At 43.4% G+C, this 23,983-nt stretch carries 20 protein-coding genes and 1 tRNA gene; 9 read left to right on the top strand and 12 right to left on the bottom strand.

The genetic code is table 11. The features are described 5' to 3' along the window. Positions 1–18 precede the first annotated feature (18 nt). The 4 genes from secD to queA all read right to left on the bottom strand — a co-directional run bounded on the left by secD (position 19) and on the right by queA (position 4,695). Complete coding sequence (gene secD / locus THMIRH_RS04805) at positions 19–1,902, bottom strand: protein translocase subunit SecD (RefSeq protein ID WP_173291024.1); 1,884 nt, start codon at positions 1,900–1,902, stop codon at positions 19–21. A 152-nt stretch (positions 1,903–2,054) separates the two neighbouring features. Then, positions 2,055–2,390, bottom strand: a complete 336-nt coding sequence (yajC, locus tag THMIRH_RS04800; protein WP_173291023.1) for a preprotein translocase subunit YajC — start codon at positions 2,388–2,390, stop codon at positions 2,055–2,057. Between the two features lie 125 nt (positions 2,391–2,515). Further along, positions 2,516–3,655: a tRNA guanosine(34) transglycosylase Tgt gene (gene tgt, locus THMIRH_RS04795; RefSeq protein ID WP_173291022.1), complete on the bottom strand. Its 1,140-nt coding sequence runs from the start codon at positions 3,653–3,655 to the stop codon at positions 2,516–2,518. After that, positions 3,652–4,695, bottom strand: coding sequence for a tRNA preQ1(34) S-adenosylmethionine ribosyltransferase-isomerase QueA (gene queA, locus THMIRH_RS04790; protein ID WP_173291021.1), 1,044 nt, complete (start codon positions 4,693–4,695; stop codon positions 3,652–3,654). Before queA ends, tgt begins: the two co-directional genes overlap by 4 nt. Positions 4,696–4,813: 118 nt before the next feature. On the opposite strand from queA, the gene THMIRH_RS04785 reads away from it, so the two are divergent. Continuing rightward, complete coding sequence (locus tag THMIRH_RS04785; protein ID WP_173291020.1) at positions 4,814–5,122, top strand: hypothetical protein; 309 nt, start codon at positions 4,814–4,816, stop codon at positions 5,120–5,122. A gap of 82 nt (positions 5,123–5,204) precedes the next feature. Here THMIRH_RS04785 and mpl read toward each other — a convergent pair whose 3' ends face one another. After that, the gene (gene mpl / locus THMIRH_RS04780) at positions 5,205–6,593 is read right to left on the bottom strand and encodes a UDP-N-acetylmuramate:L-alanyl-gamma-D-glutamyl-meso-diaminopimelate ligase (RefSeq protein WP_173292390.1); all 1,389 of its coding nucleotides are present in this window, start codon (positions 6,591–6,593) and stop codon (positions 5,205–5,207) included. A gap of 94 nt (positions 6,594–6,687) precedes the next feature. Between mpl and rnd the strand changes: the two genes are divergently transcribed. Both rnd and THMIRH_RS04770 read left to right on the top strand, forming a co-directional pair. After that, positions 6,688–7,830 (top strand): ribonuclease D, encoded by a 1,143-nt coding sequence (rnd, locus tag THMIRH_RS04775; protein WP_173291019.1) that lies wholly within the window; start codon positions 6,688–6,690, stop codon positions 7,828–7,830. Between the two features lie 43 nt (positions 7,831–7,873). Further along, the gene (locus tag THMIRH_RS04770) at positions 7,874–9,151 is read left to right on the top strand and encodes a 6-phosphofructokinase (protein WP_173291018.1); all 1,278 of its coding nucleotides are present in this window, start codon (positions 7,874–7,876) and stop codon (positions 9,149–9,151) included. 77 nt (positions 9,152–9,228) lie between these two features. On the opposite strand, the gene THMIRH_RS04765 is transcribed toward THMIRH_RS04770, so the two are convergent. Both THMIRH_RS04765 and THMIRH_RS04760 read right to left on the bottom strand, forming a co-directional pair. Further along, a complete protein-coding gene (locus tag THMIRH_RS04765; protein WP_173291017.1) occupies positions 9,229–9,951 on the bottom strand; it encodes an LrgB family protein in 723 nt (240 codons plus the stop codon). Next, entirely contained in the window at positions 9,951–10,313 is a 363-nt protein-coding gene (locus tag THMIRH_RS04760) for a CidA/LrgA family protein (RefSeq protein WP_173291016.1), read from the bottom strand. Before THMIRH_RS04760 ends, THMIRH_RS04765 begins: the two co-directional genes overlap by 1 nt. Positions 10,314–10,368: 55 nt before the next feature. Here THMIRH_RS04760 and THMIRH_RS04755 point away from each other — a divergent pair, with 55 nt between their 5' ends. Further along, positions 10,369–11,736 (top strand): leucine-rich repeat-containing protein kinase family protein, encoded by a 1,368-nt coding sequence (locus THMIRH_RS04755; protein ID WP_207710572.1) that lies wholly within the window; start codon positions 10,369–10,371, stop codon positions 11,734–11,736. Here the strand turns inward: THMIRH_RS04755 and THMIRH_RS04750 are convergent. The 3 genes from THMIRH_RS04750 to THMIRH_RS04740 all read right to left on the bottom strand — a co-directional run bounded on the left by THMIRH_RS04750 (position 11,733) and on the right by THMIRH_RS04740 (position 13,939). Further along, positions 11,733–12,293 (bottom strand): thioredoxin family protein, encoded by a 561-nt coding sequence (locus THMIRH_RS04750; RefSeq protein WP_173291014.1) that lies wholly within the window; start codon positions 12,291–12,293, stop codon positions 11,733–11,735. The two genes, THMIRH_RS04755 and THMIRH_RS04750, sit on opposite strands and share 4 nt — an antisense overlap. 37 nt (positions 12,294–12,330) lie before the next feature. Next, on the bottom strand, positions 12,331–13,656 hold the full coding sequence (locus THMIRH_RS04745; RefSeq protein WP_173291013.1) for a sensor domain-containing diguanylate cyclase: 1,326 nt from the start codon (positions 13,654–13,656) through the stop codon (positions 12,331–12,333). A gap of 206 nt (positions 13,657–13,862) precedes the next feature. Further along, positions 13,863–13,939 (bottom strand) — tRNA-Arg (locus THMIRH_RS04740). Positions 13,940–14,101: 162 nt separating this feature from the next. Between THMIRH_RS04740 and mutS the strand changes: the two genes are divergently transcribed. Next, on the top strand, positions 14,102–16,729 hold the full coding sequence (mutS, locus tag THMIRH_RS04735) for a DNA mismatch repair protein MutS (protein WP_173291012.1): 2,628 nt from the start codon (positions 14,102–14,104) through the stop codon (positions 16,727–16,729). 13 nt (positions 16,730–16,742) lie between these two features. On the opposite strand, the gene THMIRH_RS04730 is transcribed toward mutS, so the two are convergent. Then, positions 16,743–18,869 carry a diguanylate cyclase gene (locus THMIRH_RS04730; protein ID WP_173291011.1) on the bottom strand — a complete coding sequence of 709 codons (2,127 nt, stop codon included), beginning with the start codon at positions 18,867–18,869 and terminating at the stop codon, positions 16,743–16,745. Positions 18,870–19,049: 180 nt separating this feature from the next. Here THMIRH_RS04730 and THMIRH_RS04725 point away from each other — a divergent pair, with 180 nt between their 5' ends. Both THMIRH_RS04725 and THMIRH_RS04720 read left to right on the top strand, forming a co-directional pair. Continuing rightward, positions 19,050–19,934, top strand: coding sequence for a tetratricopeptide repeat protein (locus THMIRH_RS04725; protein ID WP_243831505.1), 885 nt, complete (start codon positions 19,050–19,052; stop codon positions 19,932–19,934). A 15-nt stretch (positions 19,935–19,949) separates the two neighbouring features. Further along, a complete protein-coding gene (locus THMIRH_RS04720; protein ID WP_173291010.1) occupies positions 19,950–20,834 on the top strand; it encodes a DUF5718 family protein in 885 nt (294 codons plus the stop codon). A 33-nt stretch (positions 20,835–20,867) separates the two neighbouring features. Here THMIRH_RS04720 and THMIRH_RS04715 read toward each other — a convergent pair whose 3' ends face one another. Further along, on the bottom strand, positions 20,868–22,013 hold the full coding sequence (locus tag THMIRH_RS04715) for a ChaN family lipoprotein (protein WP_173291009.1): 1,146 nt from the start codon (positions 22,011–22,013) through the stop codon (positions 20,868–20,870). Between the two features lie 175 nt (positions 22,014–22,188). On the opposite strand from THMIRH_RS04715, the gene msrA reads away from it, so the two are divergent. Both msrA and THMIRH_RS04705 read left to right on the top strand, forming a co-directional pair. Continuing rightward, the gene (gene msrA / locus THMIRH_RS04710; protein ID WP_243831504.1) at positions 22,189–23,451 is read left to right on the top strand and encodes a peptide-methionine (S)-S-oxide reductase MsrA; all 1,263 of its coding nucleotides are present in this window, start codon (positions 22,189–22,191) and stop codon (positions 23,449–23,451) included. Between the two features lie 58 nt (positions 23,452–23,509). Next, positions 23,510–23,944: a DUF3010 family protein gene (locus THMIRH_RS04705; RefSeq protein ID WP_173291008.1), complete on the top strand. Its 435-nt coding sequence runs from the start codon at positions 23,510–23,512 to the stop codon at positions 23,942–23,944. Positions 23,945–23,983 lie beyond the last annotated feature (39 nt).

The following is a 23,983-nucleotide window of genomic DNA, read 5'->3' as shown; positions in this document are numbered from 1 at the left end:
CTTTATGTTGAGTTGCAGTTAAATCGATAATTTTTGTACGGGCTTATTGCCATACAGTAAATTAACGATGGCACGCGTGCCTAAAATGGCGGTAAACATTGAGGTGATAATCCCAATCGATAAGGTAATCGCAAACCCTTTAATCGGCCCAGTGCCAAAACTGAACAACACAATTGCGGCTAAGAGCGTGGTGATGTTGGCATCTGCAATGGTCACAAAGGCTTTCTCATAACCGGCATAAATCGCCGACTGAATAGACGAAACCTTCAATTCTTCTCGAATACGCTCAAATATCAAGACATTGGCATCAACCGCCATCCCCACTGTTAACACGATACCTGCAATCCCTGGCATGGTGAGCGTGGCTTGCAATAAAGACAGCACCGCAAAAATCAATACTAAGTTTAAAGTTAAGGCTAGGTTAGCAATCAAGCCAAAAGTTTTATAACGCCATGCCATTAAAATCAGTACCAAAATAAAACCGACCACTACAGACATAAAACCTTGTTCGATATTGTCTTTTCCTAAACTTGGGCCAATGGTGCGTTCTTCAACAATTTCCATGGGTGCAGCTAAAGCCCCTGCACGCAACAATAAAGCAAGGTCTTGTGCTTCTTGGGGGTTATCTAAGCCCGTAATTTGAAAACGCGTTGAGAACTGACCACGAATGGTGGCCGCATTAATCACATCTTGGGTACTGATGCGTTTTTTGACTTTTTCGCCATTCACTTCGGTGGTTTCGGTGCGGTTTTCAATAAACACCACCGCCATGCGATTACCAATATTTTCTTTGGTCACCGACATCATTTTACGACCACCGACACCATCTAGCGTAATGCTCACTTCTGGCGAACCCGATTGTGGATCTATACCCGATTGCGCGTTGATGACATTGTCACCTGAGATAATGATACGACGCTGCAATAAGATAGGACGACCATCACGGAACTGATAAATCTCAGAACCATTAGGCGCATAACCGGTTTTTTTGGCTTGATAAGGATCGCCCTTTTCTTCTACCAAACGGAATTCTAAAGTGGCGGTGGCGCCTAAAATTTCTTTGGCACGAGCCGTGTCTTGCACGCCCGGCAATTGCACCACGATGCGTCTATCACCCTGCTGTTGAATCACTGGTTCGGCAACGCCTAGCTCATTGATACGATTACGCAAAGTGGTGATATTTTGTTTCAACGCATAGGCTTGCGCTTCTTTAATGGCGGCAGGTTGTAACTTAACTGATAAATTTGGCGCTGCCGTGGCGGTATTTTCGGTCAACAAAAACTCACGGCCATATTGATTCGACAATAAGGTTTGCGCTTGAGCTAAACCGTCCAAATCCCTAAACTTAATCATCAACTCTTGGTTTTCGTAAGCAATGCCTAAATAGCGCACTTTTTCGTTACGCAATAGCGCACGAATTTCATCCAAATAACGCTGGTAACTTTTCTCGACTGCCGCTTCCATATCGACATCCATCAAGAAATGCACCCCACCGCGCAAATCCAACCCTAAATACATCGGTTGACCACCTAGGGCTCGCAAAAAATCTGGCGTAGCAGGCGCTAAGTTAAGCGCGACCACACCTTGACGACCGATCAAATCTTTGACAACCGATTTGGTTTTGAGTTGGTCATCGCTGTTGTTCAAACGAATTAAAAACTGACCATTTTCAAATTGTACCGATTTGGGCGCTATGCCAGCTTGCGTCAAAGCCTCGGTCACTTTTTGTTGAGTCGAGGCATCAAATTGCACCGATTTTGCCGGCGAAATTTGCACCGCTGGATCATCCCCAAAAATATTAGGGAGCGCGTAGGTTAGACCCAAAACGGTCATAACAATCAATAAAAAGTATTTCCAAGCAGGATACTGATTACTGATAATGGGAGCTTGCGTTTGAAACATATTGAAAACTCTATTTTGTTGAATGGGGTCGCCATTCAAATCGGATAAGCGTTTAAAAAAACGGATTTTCGGTTAAAAAATCATCGCAAAATGAATGTTTTTTAAACAACAAAAGGGGCCAAGCCCCTTTGTTATCGTTTGCCTAAGGCAAATTACTCAGCAGTACCTTTTAAAGTTCCCTTGGGTAATTCACGCGCAACATTTTGTCTTTCGACCTTTACAGTGATGTTGTCAGCCACTTCTAAATCGATAAAGTTATCATCTAAACCACGAATTTTGCCAGCCAAACCACCGTAGGTGACTACTTCAGCACCCTTTTGAATCGACTCAACCAATTTCTTATGTTCTTTGGTTTTCTTTTGTTGTGGACGAATCAATAAAAAATAAAACACCACAAACAATAAAACTAACGGGATTAAACTTTCAAATCCGCCACCTTGTGCCGCCGCACCACCTTCAGCCAATGCATCACTGATCAAAAAACTCATGGTCTTCTCCATTATTTCGTAAATTAAAAATCGGGGTTATTTTGGCACAACAAGTGCCGTTTTATAAATTTTTTTTATCTTAGAGACCTCAAAACACACTTAAATTTAACCAGGCCTGGTTATTTTCAAGCATTATTTGCGGTTTTAAGTGCATTCAAGGGCGGCACAGGCCAGCCTCTGTCAGCGTAAAAAGATTCTACAAACGCTTCAAACTGACCAGCATCCAATGCCTCACGCATCTCACGCATCAACATTTGGTAATAATGCAAATTGTGAATGGTATTCAAACGTGCACCCTGAATCTCACCGCACTTGTCTAAATGATGTAAATAGGCACGACTGTAATTTTTACAAGTGTAACAGTCACATCTTTTATCCAAAGGCTCTAAACTGGTTTTATGAACCGCATTACGAATTTTAACCACGCCATCATGGGTAAACAAAAACCCATTGCGTGCATTGCGGGTTGGCATCACACAATCAAACATATCAATGCCGCGGCGCACACCTTCCACTAAATCTTCTGGTTTGCCAACCCCCATTAAATAGCGCGGCTTATCTTTAGGCATGTGGGGTTCGGTAAAATCCAAAGTTGCCATCATTTCATCTTTCGGCTCGCCTACCGACAACCCGCCTATGGCATAACCATCAAAACCAATTTCAGTCAAACCATTGATGGACTCTATGCGCAGGTCTTCATACATACCGCCCTGCACGATGCCAAATAATGCCGAAGGATTATCGCCATGCGCATCCTTAGAGCGCTTTGCCCAACGCATCGACAAACGCATGGAATCCGCTGCCACTTCATGACTGGCGGGATAAGGCGTGCATTCATCAAAAATCATCACAATATCCGAGCCCAACTTGCGTTGCACTTCCATCGACTCTTCGGGGCCCATAAAAATTTTAGAGCCGTTCACTGGGCTGTTGAAAGTGACCCCTTCTTCTTTGATTTTGCGCATCTTGCCCAGGCTGAACACTTGAAAGCCACCTGAATCGGTCAAGATTGGGCCTTTCCATTGCATAAAGTCATGCAAGTCACCGTGCAATTCGATAATGTCGGTGCCAGGACGCAACGCCAAATGAAAGGTATTGCCTAAAATAATTTGGGCACCCGTGGCTTGCACTTCTTCTGGCGTCATACCCTTGACCGAACCGTAGGTTCCCACCGGCATAAAGGCTGGGGTTTCAACCGTGCCACGGTCAAATTTCATGCGTCCGCGTCTGGCTCGGCCTTCGGTCTTGTCTAATTCAAACTTCATTTTGGAGAGTTTCCTTTAAAAACCAGCATGGCATCGCCATAACTGAAAAAACGATACTGCTGTTGTACCGCGTGCGCATAGGCATTCATGGTTGGCTGATAACCGGCAAAAGCCGACACCAGCATAATTAAAGTCGATTCAGGTAAATGAAAATTGGTCAGCAATACATCCACCACTTTAAATTCATAACCTGGCGTTATAAAAATATCGGTTTCGCCTTGATAAGGTGCCAATTCACCTGTGGCACTTAACCAAGCGGCACTTTCTAAACAACGCACTGAGGTGGTGCCTATGGCAAACACCCGCCCACCTTTGGCTTTGGTTTGTTGAATCAGGGCAACAGTTTCAGGCAGAATTTCAATCACTTCAGAATGCATACGGTGTTCGCTAATGTCATCGACCTGCACCGGTTTAAAAGTGCCAGCCCCCACATGCAAAGTCACATAACCCAACTGCACGCCTTTTTGTTGGAGCTTTTCTAAAAAAGGCTCATCAAAATGTAATCCTGCGGTCGGAGCCGCTACCGCACCCGGTTTGCTAGAGTAAACGGTTTGATAACGGGTTTTATCTTCTAACTCGTCTTCGCGCTGAATGTAAGGCGGCAAAGGCATATGGCCATGCGCTTCAATCAAACTGAGTGCCGATTCATCTGACAACACTTTCACTTCAAATAATGCGCCATCTCTGCCCAACACCTCTACTTCAAACGCATCAGCAATGCGCAACACCGCGCCGGCTTTGGGGGCATTACTGGCGCGAATATGGGTTAAAAATCGAGAATGATCTAAGATGCGTTCTATCAACAATTCGACCTTGCCACCCGTCAATCTTTGCCCAAACAATCGGGCAGGAATCACCCGAGTGTTGTTAAAAATAAGACAGTCATTCGGTTGAACATAATCGAATAAATCGGGAAACTGTTGATCGATTAACGCGCCATTGGTATCGAGTACCAATAAGCGGCTGCCTAAACGGGTGGCGGCAGGTTGCTGCGCAATCAAGTGTTCGGGTAAATCAAAATGGAAATCTTGGCGTTTCAAAACGGGCCAATCCTAAATCGGTTAAAACCTCGTATTTTGACCGATTTTAGACAAAATTGCATGAAAATCATTTCGATATGCTATGATTTTTGTTTTTTGAAAATTCGGAGTTCATTTTATGTTTGCCATGCCTGAATGGGTTAACACCACGCTCGAAAACCTGCAAGCTGGGGATGTCAGCACAGGGATTGCAGTTTTGGTCGCCTTAGTGGCCATATTCTTTTTAGCCAAAATCTTACTCAACAGCATGAAAGCCGTTTTGATTGTTTTAGCCGTTATTGTGGCCATTGCCGTATTGTTGCCAGAAGCCAACATCATAGACAAGGCCAAAGATGCCACCCAAAGCGCAACGGACTATGTTAAAGACAGCATTACACCCGAAAATATCGAAGCCTTAAAAGAAAAAGCCGCTGAGCTGGCCAAATAAAAAAATTAGCGTCGGCGAATCATCCAGACGACCCAAACCACTAGGGCTAAAAACAGCCCTAGTTCTAAAAATACCCAAATACTCACTCATTATCCTTTTGATTTAAAGCATCCAATAATCGATGGTGCAAGCCACCAAAACTGCCATTACTCATCATGACCACAGTATCATTCGGCTGCAGCTGCTTAATCAACACCTCTAACAAGGCTTCATAAGAAGACATTACGGTCACTGGCTGGGTAAATAAACTGGCTGGTAGATGCCAATGCCAATCTGGGTCAATAAATGCAAACACCTCATCAGCACAGGCAAACGCAGCAGGCAAGGTATCTCGATGCACACCCATGCGCATGGTATTAGAACGCGGTTCAAAAACAGCGACTAAACGCCCATTTGGAGCAGAATTATGACCAGGCTTTATGCCCTTTAGGGTGCTGGTTATTTTTAGTGCATTTTTAGCACCCAAAAGTGTGGTTTCTATGGCAGTTGGATGGTGGGCAAAATCATCATAAATTTTAATACCTTTGGCTGTTTCACCCACCAAAGTCATGCGACGACGCACCCCTTTAAACTCGCACAAACCCGCAATACAATGCTCCACCGGCACGCCACAATGCACTGCAGCAGCAATCGCACTCAAAGCATTACGAACAGAGTGCAATCCTGTCATGCCCCAATAAATTTGCCCTTTTAGCTCGCCTTTAAAAAGCACCTCAAATTCAGTGGCATCTTGTTTTAACAAACGGTAGGTCCAATCCGCATTTTGCAAGCCTTGCGACTGCACTGGCGACCAACATCCTTTGGCCAATACCTCATCCACATTTAATTCATCACTGGGCTTAATAATCAAGCCATTGCCTGGAACCGTACGAACTAAATGATGAAATTGCTTTTGAATGGCGGCAAGATTTTCAAAAATATCTGCATGATCAAACTCTAAGTTATTGATGACACAGGTGCGCGGATGGTAATGGACGAACTTAGAACGCTTGTCAAAAAACGCCGTATCGTATTCATCGGCCTCAACCACAAAAAATGGTGATTCACCCAAACGCGCTGACACCCCAAAATTTTCTGGCACGCCGCCAATTAAAAACCCAGGATTAAGACCTGCATACTCTAAAATCCAAGCCACCATAGATGCAGTAGTGGTTTTACCGTGGGTTGCAGCCACAGCCACCACCCAACGGTCGGCCAATATATGCTCAGCCAACCATTGGGGGCCAGAGGTATAAGACTGTTGCGCATTCAAGGTTGCTTCCACTAAATTATGTCCACGACTCAAGGCATTACCAATGACCACCACATCCGGAAAATGGTGATTTGAAACACTCAGCGTGGTATCTTGCTCATAAGGCGTGACCTCTATGCCAGCCTGCAGTAATTGCGTACTCATTGGAGGATAAATGGCTTTATCAGACCCTGAAACTCTAAAGCCCTTGGCTTTCGCCAATTGCGCAATGCCCCCCATAAAGGTGCCGGCAATACCTAAAATATGAACCCATAAATCACTATTTTGTGGATGCTTCAATTTTTCTTCCTTAAGCTATGCTAAACTTCGTTTTATGACAAACATCATCACCAATACCGATGCCCTAGCGCCATTTTGTGCGCACTTACAGACTTGTAAATGGATGGCAATTGACACCGAATTTATGCGGGTGGACACCTATTACCCTGAACTCTGTTTAATTCAAGTGCAAAGCAGTGCGGGACAACTGGCGTTGATTGACCCCTTAGCCTTTAACCAAATGCAAGACCTGAAGGTTTTTTGGGACTGTTTAAGCAATCCAAATCTCATCAAAGTTTTCCATTCTGCCCGTCAAGATATCGAAGTATTGTATCAAGTTAGCCAGCAAATGCCTGTTGCAATTTTTGACACCCAAATTGCAGGCGTTTTCTTAAATTATGGCAATCTAGCCGGTTTGGCAAAAATGGTCGAAGCCGAATTAGGCATCCTTCTCGAAAAAGACCAAACCCGTACCCATTGGGAACGCCGTCCACTCAGCGACAAACAAATCGCCTATGCCGCAGATGATGTGAAATATTTAGCGCCCTTGTATGAAAAAATCGTGCAACAACTCAGCCAAGAACAGCTTGCGGTTTTACAAGCCGATTTTCAAGACCTACTCAACCCTATTCATTATGACAATCCCCCAGTCGAAGCCGGACACAAGCTTAAAGGCACGAAAGGCTTAAATGCCAAACAACTGGCCATTTGTTTTCGTCTAGCGGAGTGGCGTGAGCATTTTGCCATCACACGCAATAAGCCCAAGCGTTGGGTTTTGTCAGACGAATGTATTGTGGATATTGCCAAACGCCCTCCCATTACTGTTGAAGCACTTTATAAAGTGCCCAATATTAAGTCGTCATCTATCAAAAGCTATGGCGCAGAATGGATTGCCATTATTGATGATGTTTTTCAGCACCCTGAAACTTGGCCAGCAAAAGTCAGCCATCCAGCGCCACCCTCTTCCGAGGAAGCCAAGCTGATTGATTTAGCCCAAGCGTTGCTCACCCAAATTGCCCACGATATCAATTGCCCCCCCAATAATCTAGCCAATAAAGCGGATTTACTCGCAATGGTGCGATCTTCAAGTGCTGTTTTAAAAGGTTGGCGACATTTTGTCTTTGAACAGCCTTTTAAAAAGTTACTTTTGGGCGAAGTGTCATTAAAAATTCAAAACCAGCAACTGACATTAGAGTAGACTAATTCCCAATATTCCATACCAGATTTAAGAGATATCAGCCATGTCACAACAATCCAAAAATGTTATTTATGCCCAAGCCGGCGGTGTATCCGCAGTCATTAACGCCAGTGCCGCCGGCGTCATCGAAATGGCCAAGCGTCATCCAGAGGCCTTTAATAAAATCTATGCCGCTCGCAATGGTATTAAAGGGGTTTTAGAAGAAGAAATTATTGATGTCACCCATCTGACCGAAGATAAACTGGACCGTTTAAAAATTCAGCCAGGCGCTGCTTTTGAGGCGTGTCGTTTTGACCTAGATACTTTTGAAGAAAACCCAGGGCAATATGAGCGTATTTTAGAAGTCTTTAAGGCTTATGACATTGGTTACTTCTTCTACAATGGCGGCAATGGCAGCATGGTCACCGCACAGAAAGTGGCGGATTATTGCACGCAAAATGGTCACCCCATGACTTGCATTGGGGTTGCGAAAACCATTGATAACGATTTAGCACTGTCTCATTGCAGCCCAGGGTTTGGGAGCGCTGCTAAATACATAGCCACCAGTTTATTAGAAGCCACCATGGATTTATATTCCATGCACAACACCTCTACCAAATTCTTTGTACTCGAAGCCATGGGGCGCAATGTGGGCTGGTTAACCATTGCTGGCGGGTTGGTGAAAAACATTATTCCTGAAGTACCACTTCTGATATTGCCTGCCGAAAGACAATTTAATAAAACCAAATTTTTAAATCGGGTTCGTGATCTCATCAATACCAAAGGTTATTGCGTTTGTATCGTATCCGAAGGTTTAACCGATGAAAACGGCAACTACATTTCAATTGAAAATGTCGAACATACCCACAACAATGCCTACACGCAATTAGGAGGCGTTGCACACACGCTTTCTCATATGGTTGCAGAAGAATTTGGTTGCAAAACCCACAGTGCTATTCCAGATTATTTACAACGCTCTGCCAGCCATTTAGTTTCACAAACTGACTGGGAAATGGCCTATCGTGCCGGCAAAGCCGCTGTGCAAGCCGCTTTAGATGGATTGCACGGCGTATTACCCGTCATCGAAGTGATTGATACTTGTCCGTTGGTTTGGCGTTATAAAAATGTGGATTTAATGGAAGTGGCAGACCTAGAAAAGTCGGTGCCTGATGAATACCTCACCGAAGATGGCATGGACATTACACCTGCCGCCTTAGAGTATTTAACCCCACTCATTAAAGGTGAAAGAGCCTTGGCTTACAAACACGGCCTACCAGACATTCGTCCGTTAGAATTCAATTATGTGCCTCAAAAATTAACGCGTTACATTGCGGTCAAATAAAACCTTTAGCGCCACGCTCCAAACAACCAAGCAGGCTTAAGGCCTGCTTTTTTATACCTTAAGATATTTTTAAAATCTTAAAAAGACTTTAACAAGCTCAATACAACCGGCAAAACAAATGCCGACAAAGAGGCCGCTAACGCCATTGCCAAACCGGCAAACGCCCCCATTTCTGGGCTTACTTGGAAAGACCTTGCTGTGCCTAGACCATGTGCCGTCACGCCCATGGCCACCCCTTTCACCGTATCATCTTGAATTCTGAATAACTTAAATAAACTGGTGCCAATAAACGCACCAAAAATACCCGTCATCACCACAAAAACCGCGGTCAAAGTTGGCAACCCTCCGGTTTTTTCAGCAATCCCCATCGCCACCGGTGCCGTCACAGACTTTGGAATCATCGACAGCATGGTCTGTTCACTCGCCCCCAAGGCTTGTGCAATAAAGTAGGCGCTAAAACCAGAAACGGTCATCCCCACCACCAAAGCAACGCTTAAAGGTAACCAAACTTTTTTAAGTTTTTCTAACTGAAAAAATAACGGAATCGCCAAAGCAACCGTTACGGGACCTAACAAAAAGTGAATAAACTGCGCACCCGAAAAATAACTCGGATAAGAAATATCACCGACCACCAAAACCGTAATAATCATCAAAATTGACCAACCTACCGGATTGAGTAACGGATGATGATTAGCTTGACGATAAATTTTAAGCGCCAACAAATAACACACCAAGGTCAAAGTCAGCCCCCAAAGAGGACTGGCGGAAAGGTAAACCCAAATAGCCGAATGTGTTTGCATTATTTAATATCCTTGCTGTGCAAGAGTTTCATCATTAACTGCATAGTCCAAGCGGTGACTAATAAACCTATCAGGGTACTTAAAAAAATGGCAACCAAAATGGCAATCCATTCCTGCTCCAATCGAACCACATGCACCATAACCCCAACCCCCGCGGGGATAAATAATAAAGATAGATGACTCAACAACTGCTCAGTGGCTGGTCGCATTTGATGCGCCACCTTATGTTTAAAAAGCAATACCAAAAACATCAACATCATTCCCAATACAGGGCCAGGAACAGGCAAGTCCCAAGACAAAACCAACAACTCTCCTGAGAGTTGAAAAATTAATAACAATGTCATGACAGTCAAAAATTGCACAATGAATTCCTTAGAGATTTGGAGCTGAGACTTTAATCAATTATGATACCCGACCGTGAGTATTGAATGCACAGAATTGGAGAGTGATTTGCAAACTTTAGAACAACTGAAAGCCGGGGAATTAAATGGGATAAAGCGTTTAAGTTTGTCTGCAAACCTCACTGAATTCCCCACAGAGATTTACTCGCTTGCAGACAGTCTAGAAATCCTAGATTTATCCAACAATCAACTCATGACTTTGCCACAAGACCTGCCAAAACTGCATCGTTTAAAGGTGATTTTTCTATCCAATAATCCCATAGAAATTTTTCCAAGCATTTTGGCACTCTGCCCCAACTTAGAAATGATTGGCTTTAAATCTTGCCGCTTAAAACACATTGCAGAAGATGCTTTGCCACCCAAATTACGCTGGCTGATTTTGACAGACAACCAACTCACCCTGTTACCCAATGCCATTGGACAATGTCCTCGATTAGAAAAACTGGCATTGGCGGGCAATCAACTGGCGGCTTTGCCAGAAACACTCAAACACTGCGAAAACTTGGCACTCATCCGAATTTCAGCCAATCAACTCACCCACTTGCCCGATTGGCTTTTAGCCCTACCGAAGCTGGCATGGTTAGCTTTTTCAGGCAATCCGTTTTGTGCCACCGCCGACTTAACCGCCTTGGAACATTCAAAATTTCACTCTCAAGACTTTGAATGTGACGAATTGCTGGGACAAGGGGCATCAGGGTTAATATATCGGGCACGCTGGCAGAAAAACACAGCCCATACTCAAGAAGATTTTGCCGTCAAGATTTTTAAAGGACAGTTAACCAGCGATGGTTACCCGCAAGATGAATTACAGACCAGTTTAAAAATACCCAATCATCCCAACTGGATTGAAGTGCTTGGGCATTTTGACAACCACTCGTCAGAAAACCCGCAAACGGGCTTATTGATGAAATTGATTCCGAGCGATTACAAAAATCTCGGCTTGCCACCGTCATTAGAAACCTGCTCAAGAGATACTTTTGCGCCAGAGTTACAGCTCAATCAAACCACCACACTCAAAATACTGCAAGCCGTTTCCAGTGCCATGGCACACCTACATCAGCACGAAATCAGCCATGGCGACCTTTACGCACACAATATTTTAATAAATGACAATGCCGATCTCTTAATGGGCGATTTTGGCGCTGCCAGTCAATATCATGAGCTGAGCAATCCCCAAAAACAGCAGATCCAACACCTTGAACTGCGGGCCTTTGCCTATTTAATTGATGATTTAATGACGGTTAGCTTAGCGCCAAACTCAAAAGTTTCAGAAACGATGGTGACCAAATTGCGACAACTGCAAAATGACTGTGCCAAAGCGAATCTTAGCAACCCTTTAACCTTTGAAAAGGTGCACCAAACGCTTCAGCAGTTTTCGATTTAATGGTCTTTCCATTTGATGGAGCAACCCATACTCGGGATTTGCTCTAAAGGCCCTTGCCCAGTTGTTGCGACCAATTTCATCGCCTCTAATAAGTCACGGCGCACATCTTCTGGTGCGGTTTCTTTGCGAGAGGCATCTAATCGACCGCGATATTGCAATTTAAGATCTGCGTTATAGCCAAAGAAATCCGGCGTACAAACTGCACCATAAGCTTTGGCAATGGCTTGAGTGTCATCGATCACATACGGAAAAGGATAGGCAAACTTTTCTGCCACTAACTTCATGTTTTCAAAAGAGTCTTCGGCATATTCATTTGGATCGTTAGCCATGATGGCAATCGAATGTATGCCAAATTCATCTCGCAAAATGCGGGCATCATTGGCTAAACGAGTTTGAATGGATTTAACATAGGGACAATGATTGCATATAAACATCACCAATAAGCCCTTAGGGCCTTTGGCTTTTTCTAAATTCCAGCGTTGTCCATCAACACCCAATAAATCAAAATCAATTGCAGGTAAATTAAACTCACAAATAGGCGTTGTTAAACTAACCATAAATCCTCTCGATATTTTTTATATTTAAAACAATCATTTAAACAATGACTTCATCATACCAATTCGTCTGATTTCGGCCATTCGATTTAGATAAATAAAGAGCCTTGTCAGCAGAATCGTACACCTTCATTAAACTCAAGGAAGGCGAATCGGGTAACTCATAAAGACCTATCGATACGGTCATCACACACCAAGGAATATTTTCTTTATGGGCGATGGCTTTATCTGCAATGGCTTTTCTTAGGTTTTCGGCTTGATTAAAAGCAGTCGTTTTATTGGGCGCGACAAAATAAATCGCAAACTCCTCACCACCTACTCGAAAACAAATATCTTGCTCACCCTTAAATTGATCTAACATCATTTCACCAACCAGGTGAATCACTTCATCGCCCGCGTTGTGGCCATAGCTGTCGTTATAACCTTTGAAGAAATCGCAATCAATCATCATAAAATAACGCTGGTCATTAGGTGGCGTCTGTTGAATGACTTTAGGCATTTCATGATTAAAGTATCTGCGATTATATAAACGACTCAACTCATCATGATCAGCCAGCCATTCTGTATGCTTTTGTAGGGTAATATCGGTAAACACCGCCAATACCTTGCCTGGTTCATCAGAGTTGTAAGTGTGCGTTAACTGAGTGGCATTAATGCTCAACCAGCGCAACTCACCAGAGGCATGATAAATACCCATTATCTCCCCAAACACCGACTCCCCTGTTCGAAGCACACGCATGGCAGGATGCTCTTGCCCCGGAAAAGGACTACCATCTTCATGAACCGCATGCCAACGTTTATCCATAGAAGTTACGCCCTGCATTTGGTCTAAAGTTAAACCCAAAATACGCTGAGCACTTAAATTACATTCCACAATTTTGCCCGTAGCATCATGAATCACCACCCCCTCAGACATGGCATCAATGAGCGTTTTGTGATCTTGGTTGGCATTAAAAAGCGTTTCAATTAAAACGAGAGTATGGTCGCTGATATTTTTTTGGAATCCCAAAAAATACTCAACTCGACCATGATTTTTGATGGGACAAAGATGTAAACGATTGATAAACTCACGACCCGATCGGGTGTAGTTAACCAGGTCAACATTACAAACTTCGCCCTTTTCTAAGGCTTGTCTAATTTGATAAGTCGCATTAGGTTGTTGGTAATTACCTTGCAAAAAACGACAGTTTTTACCGATAACATCGGCTTCTGTGTAACCCGTTAAGTTTAAAAAGGCTTGGTTCACAAATACCAGCGGCATATCTTCTGCCAAAGCATCAGAAATGGTCACAGGAATATCTGCATCCTCTAAAGATTGCAACAGTGTTTGCAAGGTTAAAAACTGGGAGGCCGCAGCATTTTTCATGTAAATTCCCCTAAGATTAAAAACATCTTAGCATCAGACTATTTAAAGCTCAAAACAAAACAAAGATTGTAGAACTCAAAGAAGGTCTAAAATTGCGTAAATTTTAAAGGCTTTAAAAATGGCAAAGAGTCGTCTGGGGTGTGCAAAAAACTGAAATTTAGATAATAAAAAACCCCAGTTAAAAACTTAACTGGGGTTCTGAATAATGGTGCGCCCGAAGGGAGTCGAACCCCTAACCGCTCGGTTCGTAGCCGAGTACTCTATCCAATTGAGCTACGGGCGCTTTGTGAATGAGGCGTATTATAGGCACTCCTACGCTGAAGTCAAATTAATTTTTACATTTTTATTAAAATTTTATCCTGCTCCAGCCATGGCAATTTTTGAGGCTGGTTTGGCGAGGTGTTATAATTCAGCCTCTTAAAAATTCAAAGCCCTTAAGCCCATTATGTCCAGCACCTCGATAGACCTTTCTGCCCACACCCCTATGATGCAACAGTTCCTCGCTATGAAAGCGGAACACCCCAATCACTTGCTGTTTTATCGCATGGGCGATTTTTATGAATTGTTTTTTGACGATGCCGTGAAAGCCTCTAAGCTGTTAGAAATCACCCTAACGGCTCGCGGAAAATCGGGTGGCAACCCGATTCCCATGGCGGGCATTCCGCATCATGCAGCAGATAACTATTTGGCGCGATTGGTTAAGCTGGGTGAGTCGGTTGCCATTTGTGAACAAGTTGGTGATCCGGCAACCTCCAAAGGGCCAGTGGAGAGAAAAGTGGTGCGCGTGATTACACCCGGCACTTTGGTCGATGAAGCCTTAATGGAAGAAAGCTCAGAGAATTTATTAATGGCGATAGTGGAAGTCAATCACCTACTCGGCTTAGCCATTTTAGATGTTGCGAGTGGTCGTTTTGAAACCACAGAATGCGACAATCAAGCGCAACTGCTCGCCGAAATTGAACGCCTTAAACCCGCCGAATTGCTGATTCCGGATAATCCGGTTTGGTTTGAAAACTTGCCAGAAAACCTCCAAAAACGACCAGGCCTGGTTAAATATCCCGCTTGGCACTTTGATTTAAAGGCTTGTAAACTGCGTTTAACCCAACATTTTAAAACCCAAGATTTAAGTGCTTATGGTTGCGAACAAAGCCCTGCCATGACTTCGGCTGCCGGTGCAGTCATGCACTACGCCCAGTCTATGTTACAAAACGGGCTTAGCCATGTGTTTAGTCTGCATCATTATCGCACCACCGATACCGTGATTTTGGACGCTATCAGTCGTCGTAACCTTGAAATTGACAGTAATTTACAAGGGGGAGCCGCCCACACCCTTGCAGAAATTTTGGATAAAACCTCAACACCTATGGGCGGTCGCTTGCTTAAGCGCTGGCTAAATCAGCCATTACGCAATACCCATAAAATTAATCAACGCCTAGATGCCATTGAAGATATTTTGGCGTTGAATACGCTCGACGACTTTAAAACCCATTTAAAACCGGTCGGCGATATTGAACGCATTTTAAGTCGTGTGGCTTTGTATTCCGCGCGCCCGCGTGATCTATTGCATTTAGGGCGCACCCTGAATCAACTGCCCGATTTAACCCAACAACTGGCCGCCCAAAACAGTGACTTATTACAGCAGTTAGCGCTGCGTTTAAGCATCTATCCAGAACTGGCTGATTTACTCAGTCGTGCCATTTGTGAAAACCCACCCATGCTCATGCGTGATGGTGGCGTTATTGCCGAAGGGTTTGATGCGGAATTGGATGAACTTCGCAATTTAAAAAACCAAGCCGGTGAGTTTTTGCTGAAACTGGAAGCCCAAGAAAAAGAGCGCACCGGCATCAGCACCCTAAAGGTCGGTTATAACCGTGTGCATGGCTATTATATTGAAGTGAGCAAACTGCAATCCGAGCAAGTGCCGGCGGAATATATTCGCCGCCAAACCCTTAAGGGCGCAGAACGCTATATTATTCCAGAACTGAAAACCTTTGAAGATAAGGTTTTATCGGCTGGCGAAAAATCTCTAGCGCGTGAAAAATGGCTGTATCAAAATTTGCTTGAAACCATCAACGAACATTTATTGGCGTTACAAACCACCGCCAGTGCCTTGGCAGAAACCGATGTCTTGGTAAACCTTGCTTATCAAGCAGAAGCCTTAAACTTGACTCGCCCACAGCTGCAAACAGAGCCGGGCATTCACATTCAACAAGGCCGACATTTAACCGTTGAAGCCTTATCTAAAGCGCCCTTTATTCCCAACGATGCTATTTTTAATGCACAACGCCAACTCCAAATTATTACGGGGCCGAACATGGGGGGGAAATCGACCTTTATGCGCCAAACGGCTTTGATCGTGTTGATGGGATTGATGGGCAGCTTTGTCCCGGCAGAATCTGCGACCTTAGGCGATATAGATAGAATTTTTACGCGGATTGGTGCATCAGACGACCTAACTTCTGGGCGTTCTACTTTTATGGTCGAAATGACAGAAACCGCCAATATTTTGCACCATGCAACTCCCAACTCCTTGATTTTAATGGATGAAGTTGGGCGTGGCACCTCTACTTTTGATGGATTGGCTCTCGCCTGGGCGATTGCGGAACATTTGGCCAAGAACATTCAAGGTTTTTGCCTGTTTGCGACCCACTATTTTGAGCTGACCACTTTAGCAGATAGCTTAGAGAATACCATTAACATTCATTTAGATGCCTTAGAGCACAATGACAAAATTGTCTTTATGCATCAGGTCCAAGAAGGGCCAGCTTCGCAAAGTTATGGATTGCAAGTGGCGGCTTTGGCTGGTGTGCCACAAAGTGTCATCACCCAAGCCAAGCAAGTGCTTTATACCCTTGAAAATCAAACCGTTGCCAATCAAATACCAACCATTGAAAAAGTTGCCAGTCAGTCCAGTGTTCTAAACACAAGTCCACAATATGATATGTTTGCTCTACCCGACCCTAAACTGGAAAAACTTCATCAAGCACTTAAAGACATTAACCCAGATGAACTGACTCCCAAAATGGCTTTAGATGCCCTTTATCAACTTAAAACCCTGCTTTCAGATACATAGGATACCCAGATGCTTATTTCAACTTCTCTTTACGAATAATTCCTTCGTAATCGGTATTAGAAATAATCCGTGCTATACCAAACAAGCCGATCACTCCACCCTTCTCATCTTTGATGGGATATTTGCGGTTATCCACCCAACCGTGGTTTCCTGCTTTATCTAGGGTTGGCTGAAATTCTTGAGCAACAGCGACTTCACCACTGAAAATCTGCTTTTCTAACTTAAAGTATTTGTCGGCATATTCTTTAGGAAAGACTTCGTAATCCGTTTTACCAACCAAATCCATGCGGTTGTCAACATTGGTGACATCGACCAAGGTTTTACTGGCCGCCGTGAACACATGGTAGCGATCTTTAAAGTAAATATAGTCATTGCTGTTTTCGAGCATAGAATGAAAGTTGTAAACCATTAATGCATCTTCGATTTGGCTGTGCATATCCTGGCTGGTGTAAATTTTTAATTCAAGTTTAGCCTCTTGGTAAGATGAAACACCTGGTTCAAAATAAATGTCTACATAAACCAAAGTGATTTTATTGTGAACATCGACCACCCTCAGGGTTGTCGAATTGACCAGCGTTTTTTCAACATAGCTTTGCTGATAGTTTTCTAAATCCGACCCCATGCGGCCTAATTCATCTACAAAATCATAATCATCTGGATGAATAAAACTGCGCAAACAAGTTTCCGCTGTCAGGAAAACATCCGCTGGAACACCAAACAATTTTTGAATATTGTCCGTGACTACTTTAGGCACAATACAAGGCCCACCCTGAGAGGTTGGATTTTTATCAAACTCGCTAAATGAAGCCTCATTAAATACTATGCTCACAAATTCCTTGGGAATTTGGGCATCATGCGCTATTTGATTTCTTTCAACCAAGCTAACCCGATTTCGGCCTAAGGCTTTGCTTAAATACAGTGCCTCATCCACCAATTTAAACACTTCTTTTACCTTAATAACGGCGCTTAAATCAGAGTGAAAAACGCCAATACTGACAGTTTTCTTGATATTTTCGTCTTGATATTTAAACTCATGGTGTTCGACTAAGGCACGAATATCCTCAGCCTTTTTAATGGCTTCAGCTAAAGACATGCGTTCAAATAAAATGACAAACTCTTCACCCCCAGCTCGATACACCACATCGTTTTGTCTGACAGAGGTGGTTAGTAAATTTGCAAATTCCTTTAAAACAAAATCCCCCGCGTCATGACCATGCTGGTCATTCACTTTTTTGAACCAGTCAATATCTAACATAAATACTGAAAATGGTGATTTATGCCTATGAAACTGTTCAACAATATTCTCCAAATCTTGCTCAAGATTAAGACGATTATGTAAGCCTGTTAAAGAGTCGTGATAGGCAAGATTGGCAAGTTTTTCATTCGCTTTTTCAAGCTTCAAGGTACGCACTTCCACCAAATGCTCCAGCTCAAGCCTATTGGTTGCGTTTTGTACATCCAAATCCACCAAGCGTCTCACCAACGGCTGAAAGATAAAAATCACTTCAAACAACAAGGTTATTAAAGTGCCACCCCACACAAAGGTTTCTAACTTGGCAATAAAAGCCAATTTTTTCTCACCTTCAATCTGATATTGTTTAACTGCGCTGTCTAATAGCACCAGTAAGGGCGAAGCCAACCCATCCATCAAATTGAGTAAATTTTGGGATTGGGTCAAATCTTGTGAGGCTAACATTTCTCTAGCCAAAACTAAAAAGTCCTCCACTTCTAGGGCTAGGTTTTTGGGCCCAAAATAGAGATTTTGCAATTCCGACGACAAAGTAACAGGCGCTTTACCAACCAACTGCCCTTTTGACAATTGATGATTGGCAGAAGACATTTCATTTACTAAGCCCTGCAAATGCTTAAAAGTCGCATTTAATTTTTGCGTGTTTTCGGTGGAATCATCTTCATGCGTTTTGAGTCTTATTTGGTGTAAACGATGCACATCTAATACGATGGCTTGACTGAGCGCTCTTTGCTTACCCGCCAGGTTTACAATATAGGCGGTGTCTTCAGAACTCTTTAGGGCTGACACCAAAACAGCAAAGGCGGTGGTCGCTAACAGGGCCACCACAAATAGCGCGAGTGAGTAACGAGCAATTAGGCTTTTGCGAACCTCATTAATTTCAATATTCATCGTCAACAACCCCAAAATAATTTACCTAATAAACATTACTACAAACCACCGCACCTGTCACCCATTGTTTGTCTCAGCCCGTTAAAAATAAGATATTTTACGCATCCCTATTTGAGATTTGGATTGCGAACCCCTTCGAGTCACTTTTCAACTATAATGTTGTGTTTTAACAGATTTTAAATGAATGAAGGACTTCCAAAAATGCAAGCCATGATTGTGGACATTACCGCTGACAACTTTCAACAAATGGTGTTAGAAAACTCATTTCATTTACCGGTTTTGGTAGACTTTTGGGCCCCCTGGTGTGGCCCTTGCAAACAAATACTGCCGCAACTTGAAAACCTAGCCCAAAGTTGGGCTGGACGATTCATTTTGGCCAAAATCAATACCGAAGAACAAACCGAACTGGCCAATCAATTTCAGATTAAAAGCATTCCTTCTTTTAAGCTCTATAAAAACGGTAAAGTGATTGCCGAATTGCAAGGCGCTCACCCCCTAGCCAAATTTAAAGAAATGCTTGAACCGCACCTTAAAGCAGAGCCTTCAGAGGAACTGCGTTTGCAGGCACAAGAAGCATTTCAAGTTGGCAATTATGATGAAGTGGTGCGTTTATTGGGCGAAGCGGCTCAAGCCAACCCTAATAATTACCGAGTGCATTTAGACTTAGTCAAAATGTATCTGCACACAGGCAATCTTGAACAAGGTCAAAGTCTGTTTGATAAATTGCCAGAAGAAGCGCAAAACTCCCCCGAAGGCAAACCACTTAAACTGCTGATGCGTTTTGGCAAAATTGTAGACGAATCGCCCAGTATTGAAGACATTCAAGCAACCCTTCGTGAAGACCCAGGTAACGCAGAAGCCCTATATGGTTTGGTGGGCTATCTGATTATTCATAATGCGTTTGAAGAAGCTTTTAAAGCCCTTTTAAAATTGTTCAGCAGTCATAAAGACTTCCAAGACAATATTGCGCAAAAAACGCTGGTCGAACTTTTCGAGAGCTTGAAAGACAGCCACCCAGAATTGGTTAAAAACTACCGCCGCAAATTACAAATGTTGATGTTTTAAAAAAGTTAAAGACTCATGATCAATTTTACGACCGAACAATTAAAACAAATCCCAGTATTCGGCATCGCCGGTAACTTTGCCGAACATCTTAGCCAAGCCGGCGAGGATGCCGATTTTGTGAAGGTCAAAACGGCTGACCCTTTGGCTCCAAAGGGGATTTTCCCCATTTATCTGCCCAACCACAGCAGTTTTTTAGGCGTTTATCCGCTGTCATCCAATGTGATTAAAGCGGACTTTTCAAGCCCTATTAATCTGCACATGGAACCTGAAATGTGCGTGTTATTTAAAGTGGATTATGATGCCAATCAACGCATTCAAACCCTTCATCCGCAGGCATTTTCAGCGTTTAATGATTGCTCTATTCGCAAACCCAATGCCAAAAAAATCAGTGAAAAGAAAAACTGGGGATTAGAATGCACCGGCCTGGCGCAAGATTGGCAAGCCATTGACTCTTTTAATACTAATGACTCACTAGACAACCTGCACATTGCATCGTTTATTTGTCGTAACCAAGTTGTACAGACTTATGGCATGGACAGCCCGGTGCGCAATTATCAATATTTTTATCAAAAATTATTGGATTGGTGCGTGGTGACCCTCAATACCCAAACGGACTTTGGGCCACTTGAAAACTTGATGGGATACTTAACAGACTTGGGTTTTCCAACGCAAATCATCATCTCGTTAGGTGCAACCCGCTATACCCCTTTTGGAGAAACGGGATATTTACAACCCGATGATCAAATCGGTATCTTTGTGTATGATGCCAATCAAACCTCTGAAGCTGCCTTAATGGATTATTTTAGCCAACAAACGGCACAGAAGAATGCACAACAACCCAATTCCTGCATTGGGTCAGGCTGCATTGGCTTAATTCAAAGCGTCAAGGCATTGTCTTAAAGCCCTTAACGGCTTTAACGGCTTTAACCCTTTCTAATCCACCCAAAGAGCTTGATAAGGTAAATCAATATCTAAAATATCATCATGGCGCAGCCACTTGATAACCACTTGGTTTTGCCCAGTACTCAACCATAAAGCCAGTTTTAAATCCGCCAGGGTGTTTGTTAGATAGTCGCCAATTTGCTGGATTTGATCCCCTTTTTGCAACCCTAATTTTATTGCTAAGCCCTCTGCATTGACTTCTTCAACCGTCAATTTTTGATGATCCGTTTGCAACATCACCCCCAAAACCAACGCCGGTGACAAGTTCATTTCTGGCAGATGCACAAAATAATCAAACGGAAAATCTTCTTCGTTTTCAAGGCTGCCATTACCAATGGTTTTGATACTCATCTGAGGGTTTAAATGCTGCAAAGCATCTTGAATCCCCTGCCCTTTTGCCGCATGCACCATACCCGCCAAGACCAAAACCTTTTGACTTGGAGAGTGCTTTAAAAAATTAATAACGCTCATCGCCATGGTTTGATCCCAAATGGCCTGCACCGTTAGCATCATCTCTTTTTTATCCGCGGGAATATGATTGTTTTTCAAAAAGTCTTCTAAGAACTCAAGATACTGAGGGCTTTGAGGCAATAGTGGATTGGGAAACAAGGCTCTTTGCTCCGCACTTAAACTGTCTAAGCCCTCTTTTGAAACTTGGCGGGTAAGTTCGCTGGGCGCATTTAACGCGAGCACTTTTATGTTGTGTTCTTTGGCATAACGCAAAATAGGCAACACCAACCTTGCATCAAATCCCCAACGATTAACATAGTCTGACGCTTGTAAAAACTGAAAATCATCGGTTTTATCGGCTAAATAATCATCAATCGCGGCTTGGGCAGAAACCGGTAACCATTCTATGCCTAACGCCCATTGTTGAGGTTCGAGCGTTTGCAGACCTTGCAATACCTTTAATTGTAATTCATGAGCCGCCACAGAATCATGATACTCCCCAACTATCGCCACTTTAGCTGTCTTTAAATCCGCTAAAAACGCTGAAAATGCCATCTGCTGTCCGGCACGCGTTACCTCAAAACCTACATTGTGTTCATCCGCAACAACCGCCTGCATCCCTATTCCTCCAACCACAACATTAAACAACACAAAAAAGCGTAACAGCCTCTGACGCATAGAGTTCATTCAACTACTCCTACTGAGTTTTTTTGAGTTATTATAACCACAAAAATACCTGACCAATTTAGGAGGTTATCAAATGAACATTCAACGACCCAAATTTTTGGGCAGTTCTTGGCGCTGGCTAGCCTTGTGCCTTCCGCTTTTTCTCAGTTTACCCAGTTGCGCAAAGGAGTCTAATATGACCGAAAAACACCCTGAAATGTCTGATATGCCCGATGTTAAAACCGACAGTATAGTTTTTGGTATGGGTTGCTTTTGGGGCGCTGAAAAGCGTCTTTCTGAAGTGCCTGGCGTTTTAGATGTTGAAAGTGGTTATGCCGGTGGTGATGATACCCAAGCCGGCTACTATGAAGTATTAGGCTTAGAAAAATTGATTCAAATGGGCAAATCCAACAAGCGTAATCATGCCGAAGTGATTAAAGTCACCTTTAATCCAGCTTTAGTTAACTTAGAAACCCTAATGATTAAGTTTTGGGAAAACCACAATCCAACCCAAGGCGACCGCCAAGGCAATGATGTCGGTACCAATTATCGCAGTGTGATTTATACCAAAAGTGACGCGCAACTTACTTTAGCAAACCAAACGCGTGACACCTATCAAACAGCCCTGAGCAAGGCAGGCCTGGGCAAAATTACCACAGAAATTGCCCCACTTCGCAACTACATCGCTGCCGAAGAGTATCATCAAGATTATCTTAAAAAGAACCCGAATGGCTATTGCGGATTAGGTGGCACGGGCGTGGCTTATCCTTCAGAACACAGCACAGCAAAAACCCACCCATTGCTGAATGCCACTGATCTGAACAAAACGCGTCAACTGATTGTATTTGAAGCAGAGGATTGTCCTTTCTGTGCCAAGTTTAAAGAAGAAGTGATGAACACTTGGCAATCTGAAGTACCGATTATCGCCACGCTCAACCCTAATCCGCCTAAAGGCTGGACTTTAGAGAAAGCTTTATTTGCCACACCAACCATCGTGTTGTTTGAAGACGGCAAAGAAGTGTCGCGCTTTACCGGTTATAACGGCGACAAGGAACGCTTTTGGAAATGGCTGGGCTTTAGACTCTTAACCCCTGAGCAACGCCATATAGCATTTGAACAGGGCACAGAATATGCCTTCACTGGTTCGCATTTGGATGAAAAGCGTCCCGGCACCTTTGTAGACCCGATTACCGGTGCGGCCCTCTTTAGAAGCGACACCAAGTTTAACAGCGGCACTGGCTGGCCAAGTTTCTTTAATCCTGTTGAGGGTTCAATCGTTGAAGTGGTGGATAAATCTCATGGCATGATTCGAACCGAGGTGCGTAGCGCCAGTTCTGGCATTCATTTAGGTCATGTATTTGATGATGGCCCAGCACCGACTTACAAACGCTATTGCATTAATGGCAATGTGTTGAAGTTTGTACCAGATGCGGATGCGCAAAAAAGCACCGCAAAATAGATGATGAGTAGCAGAGTTTGCTAGAATAGCGTCTTTACCATCGGTTAGGAGAAGCAAGATGCTGGTATGTGGTGTAGAACTCAGTGGCAATGATGCGATTATCAGTTTACTCAAAATGCAGGATGAAATCTTTCACCTGCCAGATTGCCGAGTCCGCCGCATCACCTGTGCCAATCCTGACCGTGTGGAAGACTTACAATACTTTCAAAAAACCATGGCGAAGTTGGCTGAAGATTACAAAATTGAATTATTTGTAATTAGAGAACGCCAAAAGAAAGGCAAGTTTTCTGGGGGCGCTAACGGCTTTAAATTAGAAGCTGCATTGCAACTGACCCCAGGTTTAAAAACCCTAATTATGGGCAACACCCAACAAAAAGAAAATCTCAAACACTATCCGCTACCGATTACCTTTGCTGAAACCGGTTTAAAGCAATTTCAAGAAGCTGCTTTCATGGTGGGCTTTTCGTATTTTGCCGGCAACCATGTTTGGTAAAAGCCATTAGCTGTTATCGCAGTTTTATATAACCGTTTA

The sequence above is a fragment of the Thiosulfativibrio zosterae genome, assembly GCF_011398155.1.
Lineage (GTDB): Bacteria > Pseudomonadota > Gammaproteobacteria > Thiomicrospirales > Thiomicrospiraceae > Thiosulfativibrio > Thiosulfativibrio zosterae.
Note: the sequence above shows the minus strand (reverse complement) of the source record. Positions and strands in the feature narration are given on the sequence as shown.

What these genes read in the sequence shown, in the direction of transcription:
- secD (WP_173291024.1), bottom strand. Translation starts at nt 1,902, where the DNA reads ATGTTTCAAACGCAAGCTCCCATTATCAGTAATCAGTATCCTGCTTGG.
- yajC (WP_173291023.1), bottom strand. Translation starts at nt 2,390, where the DNA reads ATGAGTTTTTTGATCAGTGATGCATTGGCTGAAGGTGGTGCGGCGGCA.
- tgt (WP_173291022.1), bottom strand. Translation starts at nt 3,655, where the DNA reads ATGAAGTTTGAATTAGACAAGACCGAAGGCCGAGCCAGACGCGGACGC.
- THMIRH_RS04785 (WP_173291020.1), top strand. Translation starts at nt 4,814, where the DNA reads ATGTTTGCCATGCCTGAATGGGTTAACACCACGCTCGAAAACCTGCAA.
- mpl (WP_173292390.1), bottom strand. Translation starts at nt 6,593, where the DNA reads ATGGGGGGCATTGCGCAATTGGCGAAAGCCAAGGGCTTTAGAGTTTCA.
- rnd (WP_173291019.1), top strand. Translation starts at nt 6,688, where the DNA reads ATGACAAACATCATCACCAATACCGATGCCCTAGCGCCATTTTGTGCG.
- THMIRH_RS04770 (WP_173291018.1), top strand. Translation starts at nt 7,874, where the DNA reads ATGTCACAACAATCCAAAAATGTTATTTATGCCCAAGCCGGCGGTGTA.
- THMIRH_RS04765 (WP_173291017.1), bottom strand. Translation starts at nt 9,951, where the DNA reads ATGCAAACACATTCGGCTATTTGGGTTTACCTTTCCGCCAGTCCTCTT.
- THMIRH_RS04750 (WP_173291014.1), bottom strand. Translation starts at nt 12,293, where the DNA reads ATGGTTAGTTTAACAACGCCTATTTGTGAGTTTAATTTACCTGCAATT.
- THMIRH_RS04745 (WP_173291013.1), bottom strand. Translation starts at nt 13,656, where the DNA reads ATGAAAAATGCTGCGGCCTCCCAGTTTTTAACCTTGCAAACACTGTTG.
- mutS (WP_173291012.1), top strand. Translation starts at nt 14,102, where the DNA reads ATGTCCAGCACCTCGATAGACCTTTCTGCCCACACCCCTATGATGCAA.
- THMIRH_RS04730 (WP_173291011.1), bottom strand. Translation starts at nt 18,869, where the DNA reads ATGAATATTGAAATTAATGAGGTTCGCAAAAGCCTAATTGCTCGTTAC.
- THMIRH_RS04725 (WP_243831505.1), top strand. Translation starts at nt 19,050, where the DNA reads ATGAATGAAGGACTTCCAAAAATGCAAGCCATGATTGTGGACATTACC.
- THMIRH_RS04720 (WP_173291010.1), top strand. Translation starts at nt 19,950, where the DNA reads ATGATCAATTTTACGACCGAACAATTAAAACAAATCCCAGTATTCGGC.
- THMIRH_RS04715 (WP_173291009.1), bottom strand. Translation starts at nt 22,013, where the DNA reads ATGAACTCTATGCGTCAGAGGCTGTTACGCTTTTTTGTGTTGTTTAAT.
- msrA (WP_243831504.1), top strand. Translation starts at nt 22,189, where the DNA reads ATGACCGAAAAACACCCTGAAATGTCTGATATGCCCGATGTTAAAACC.
- THMIRH_RS04705 (WP_173291008.1), top strand. Translation starts at nt 23,510, where the DNA reads ATGCTGGTATGTGGTGTAGAACTCAGTGGCAATGATGCGATTATCAGT.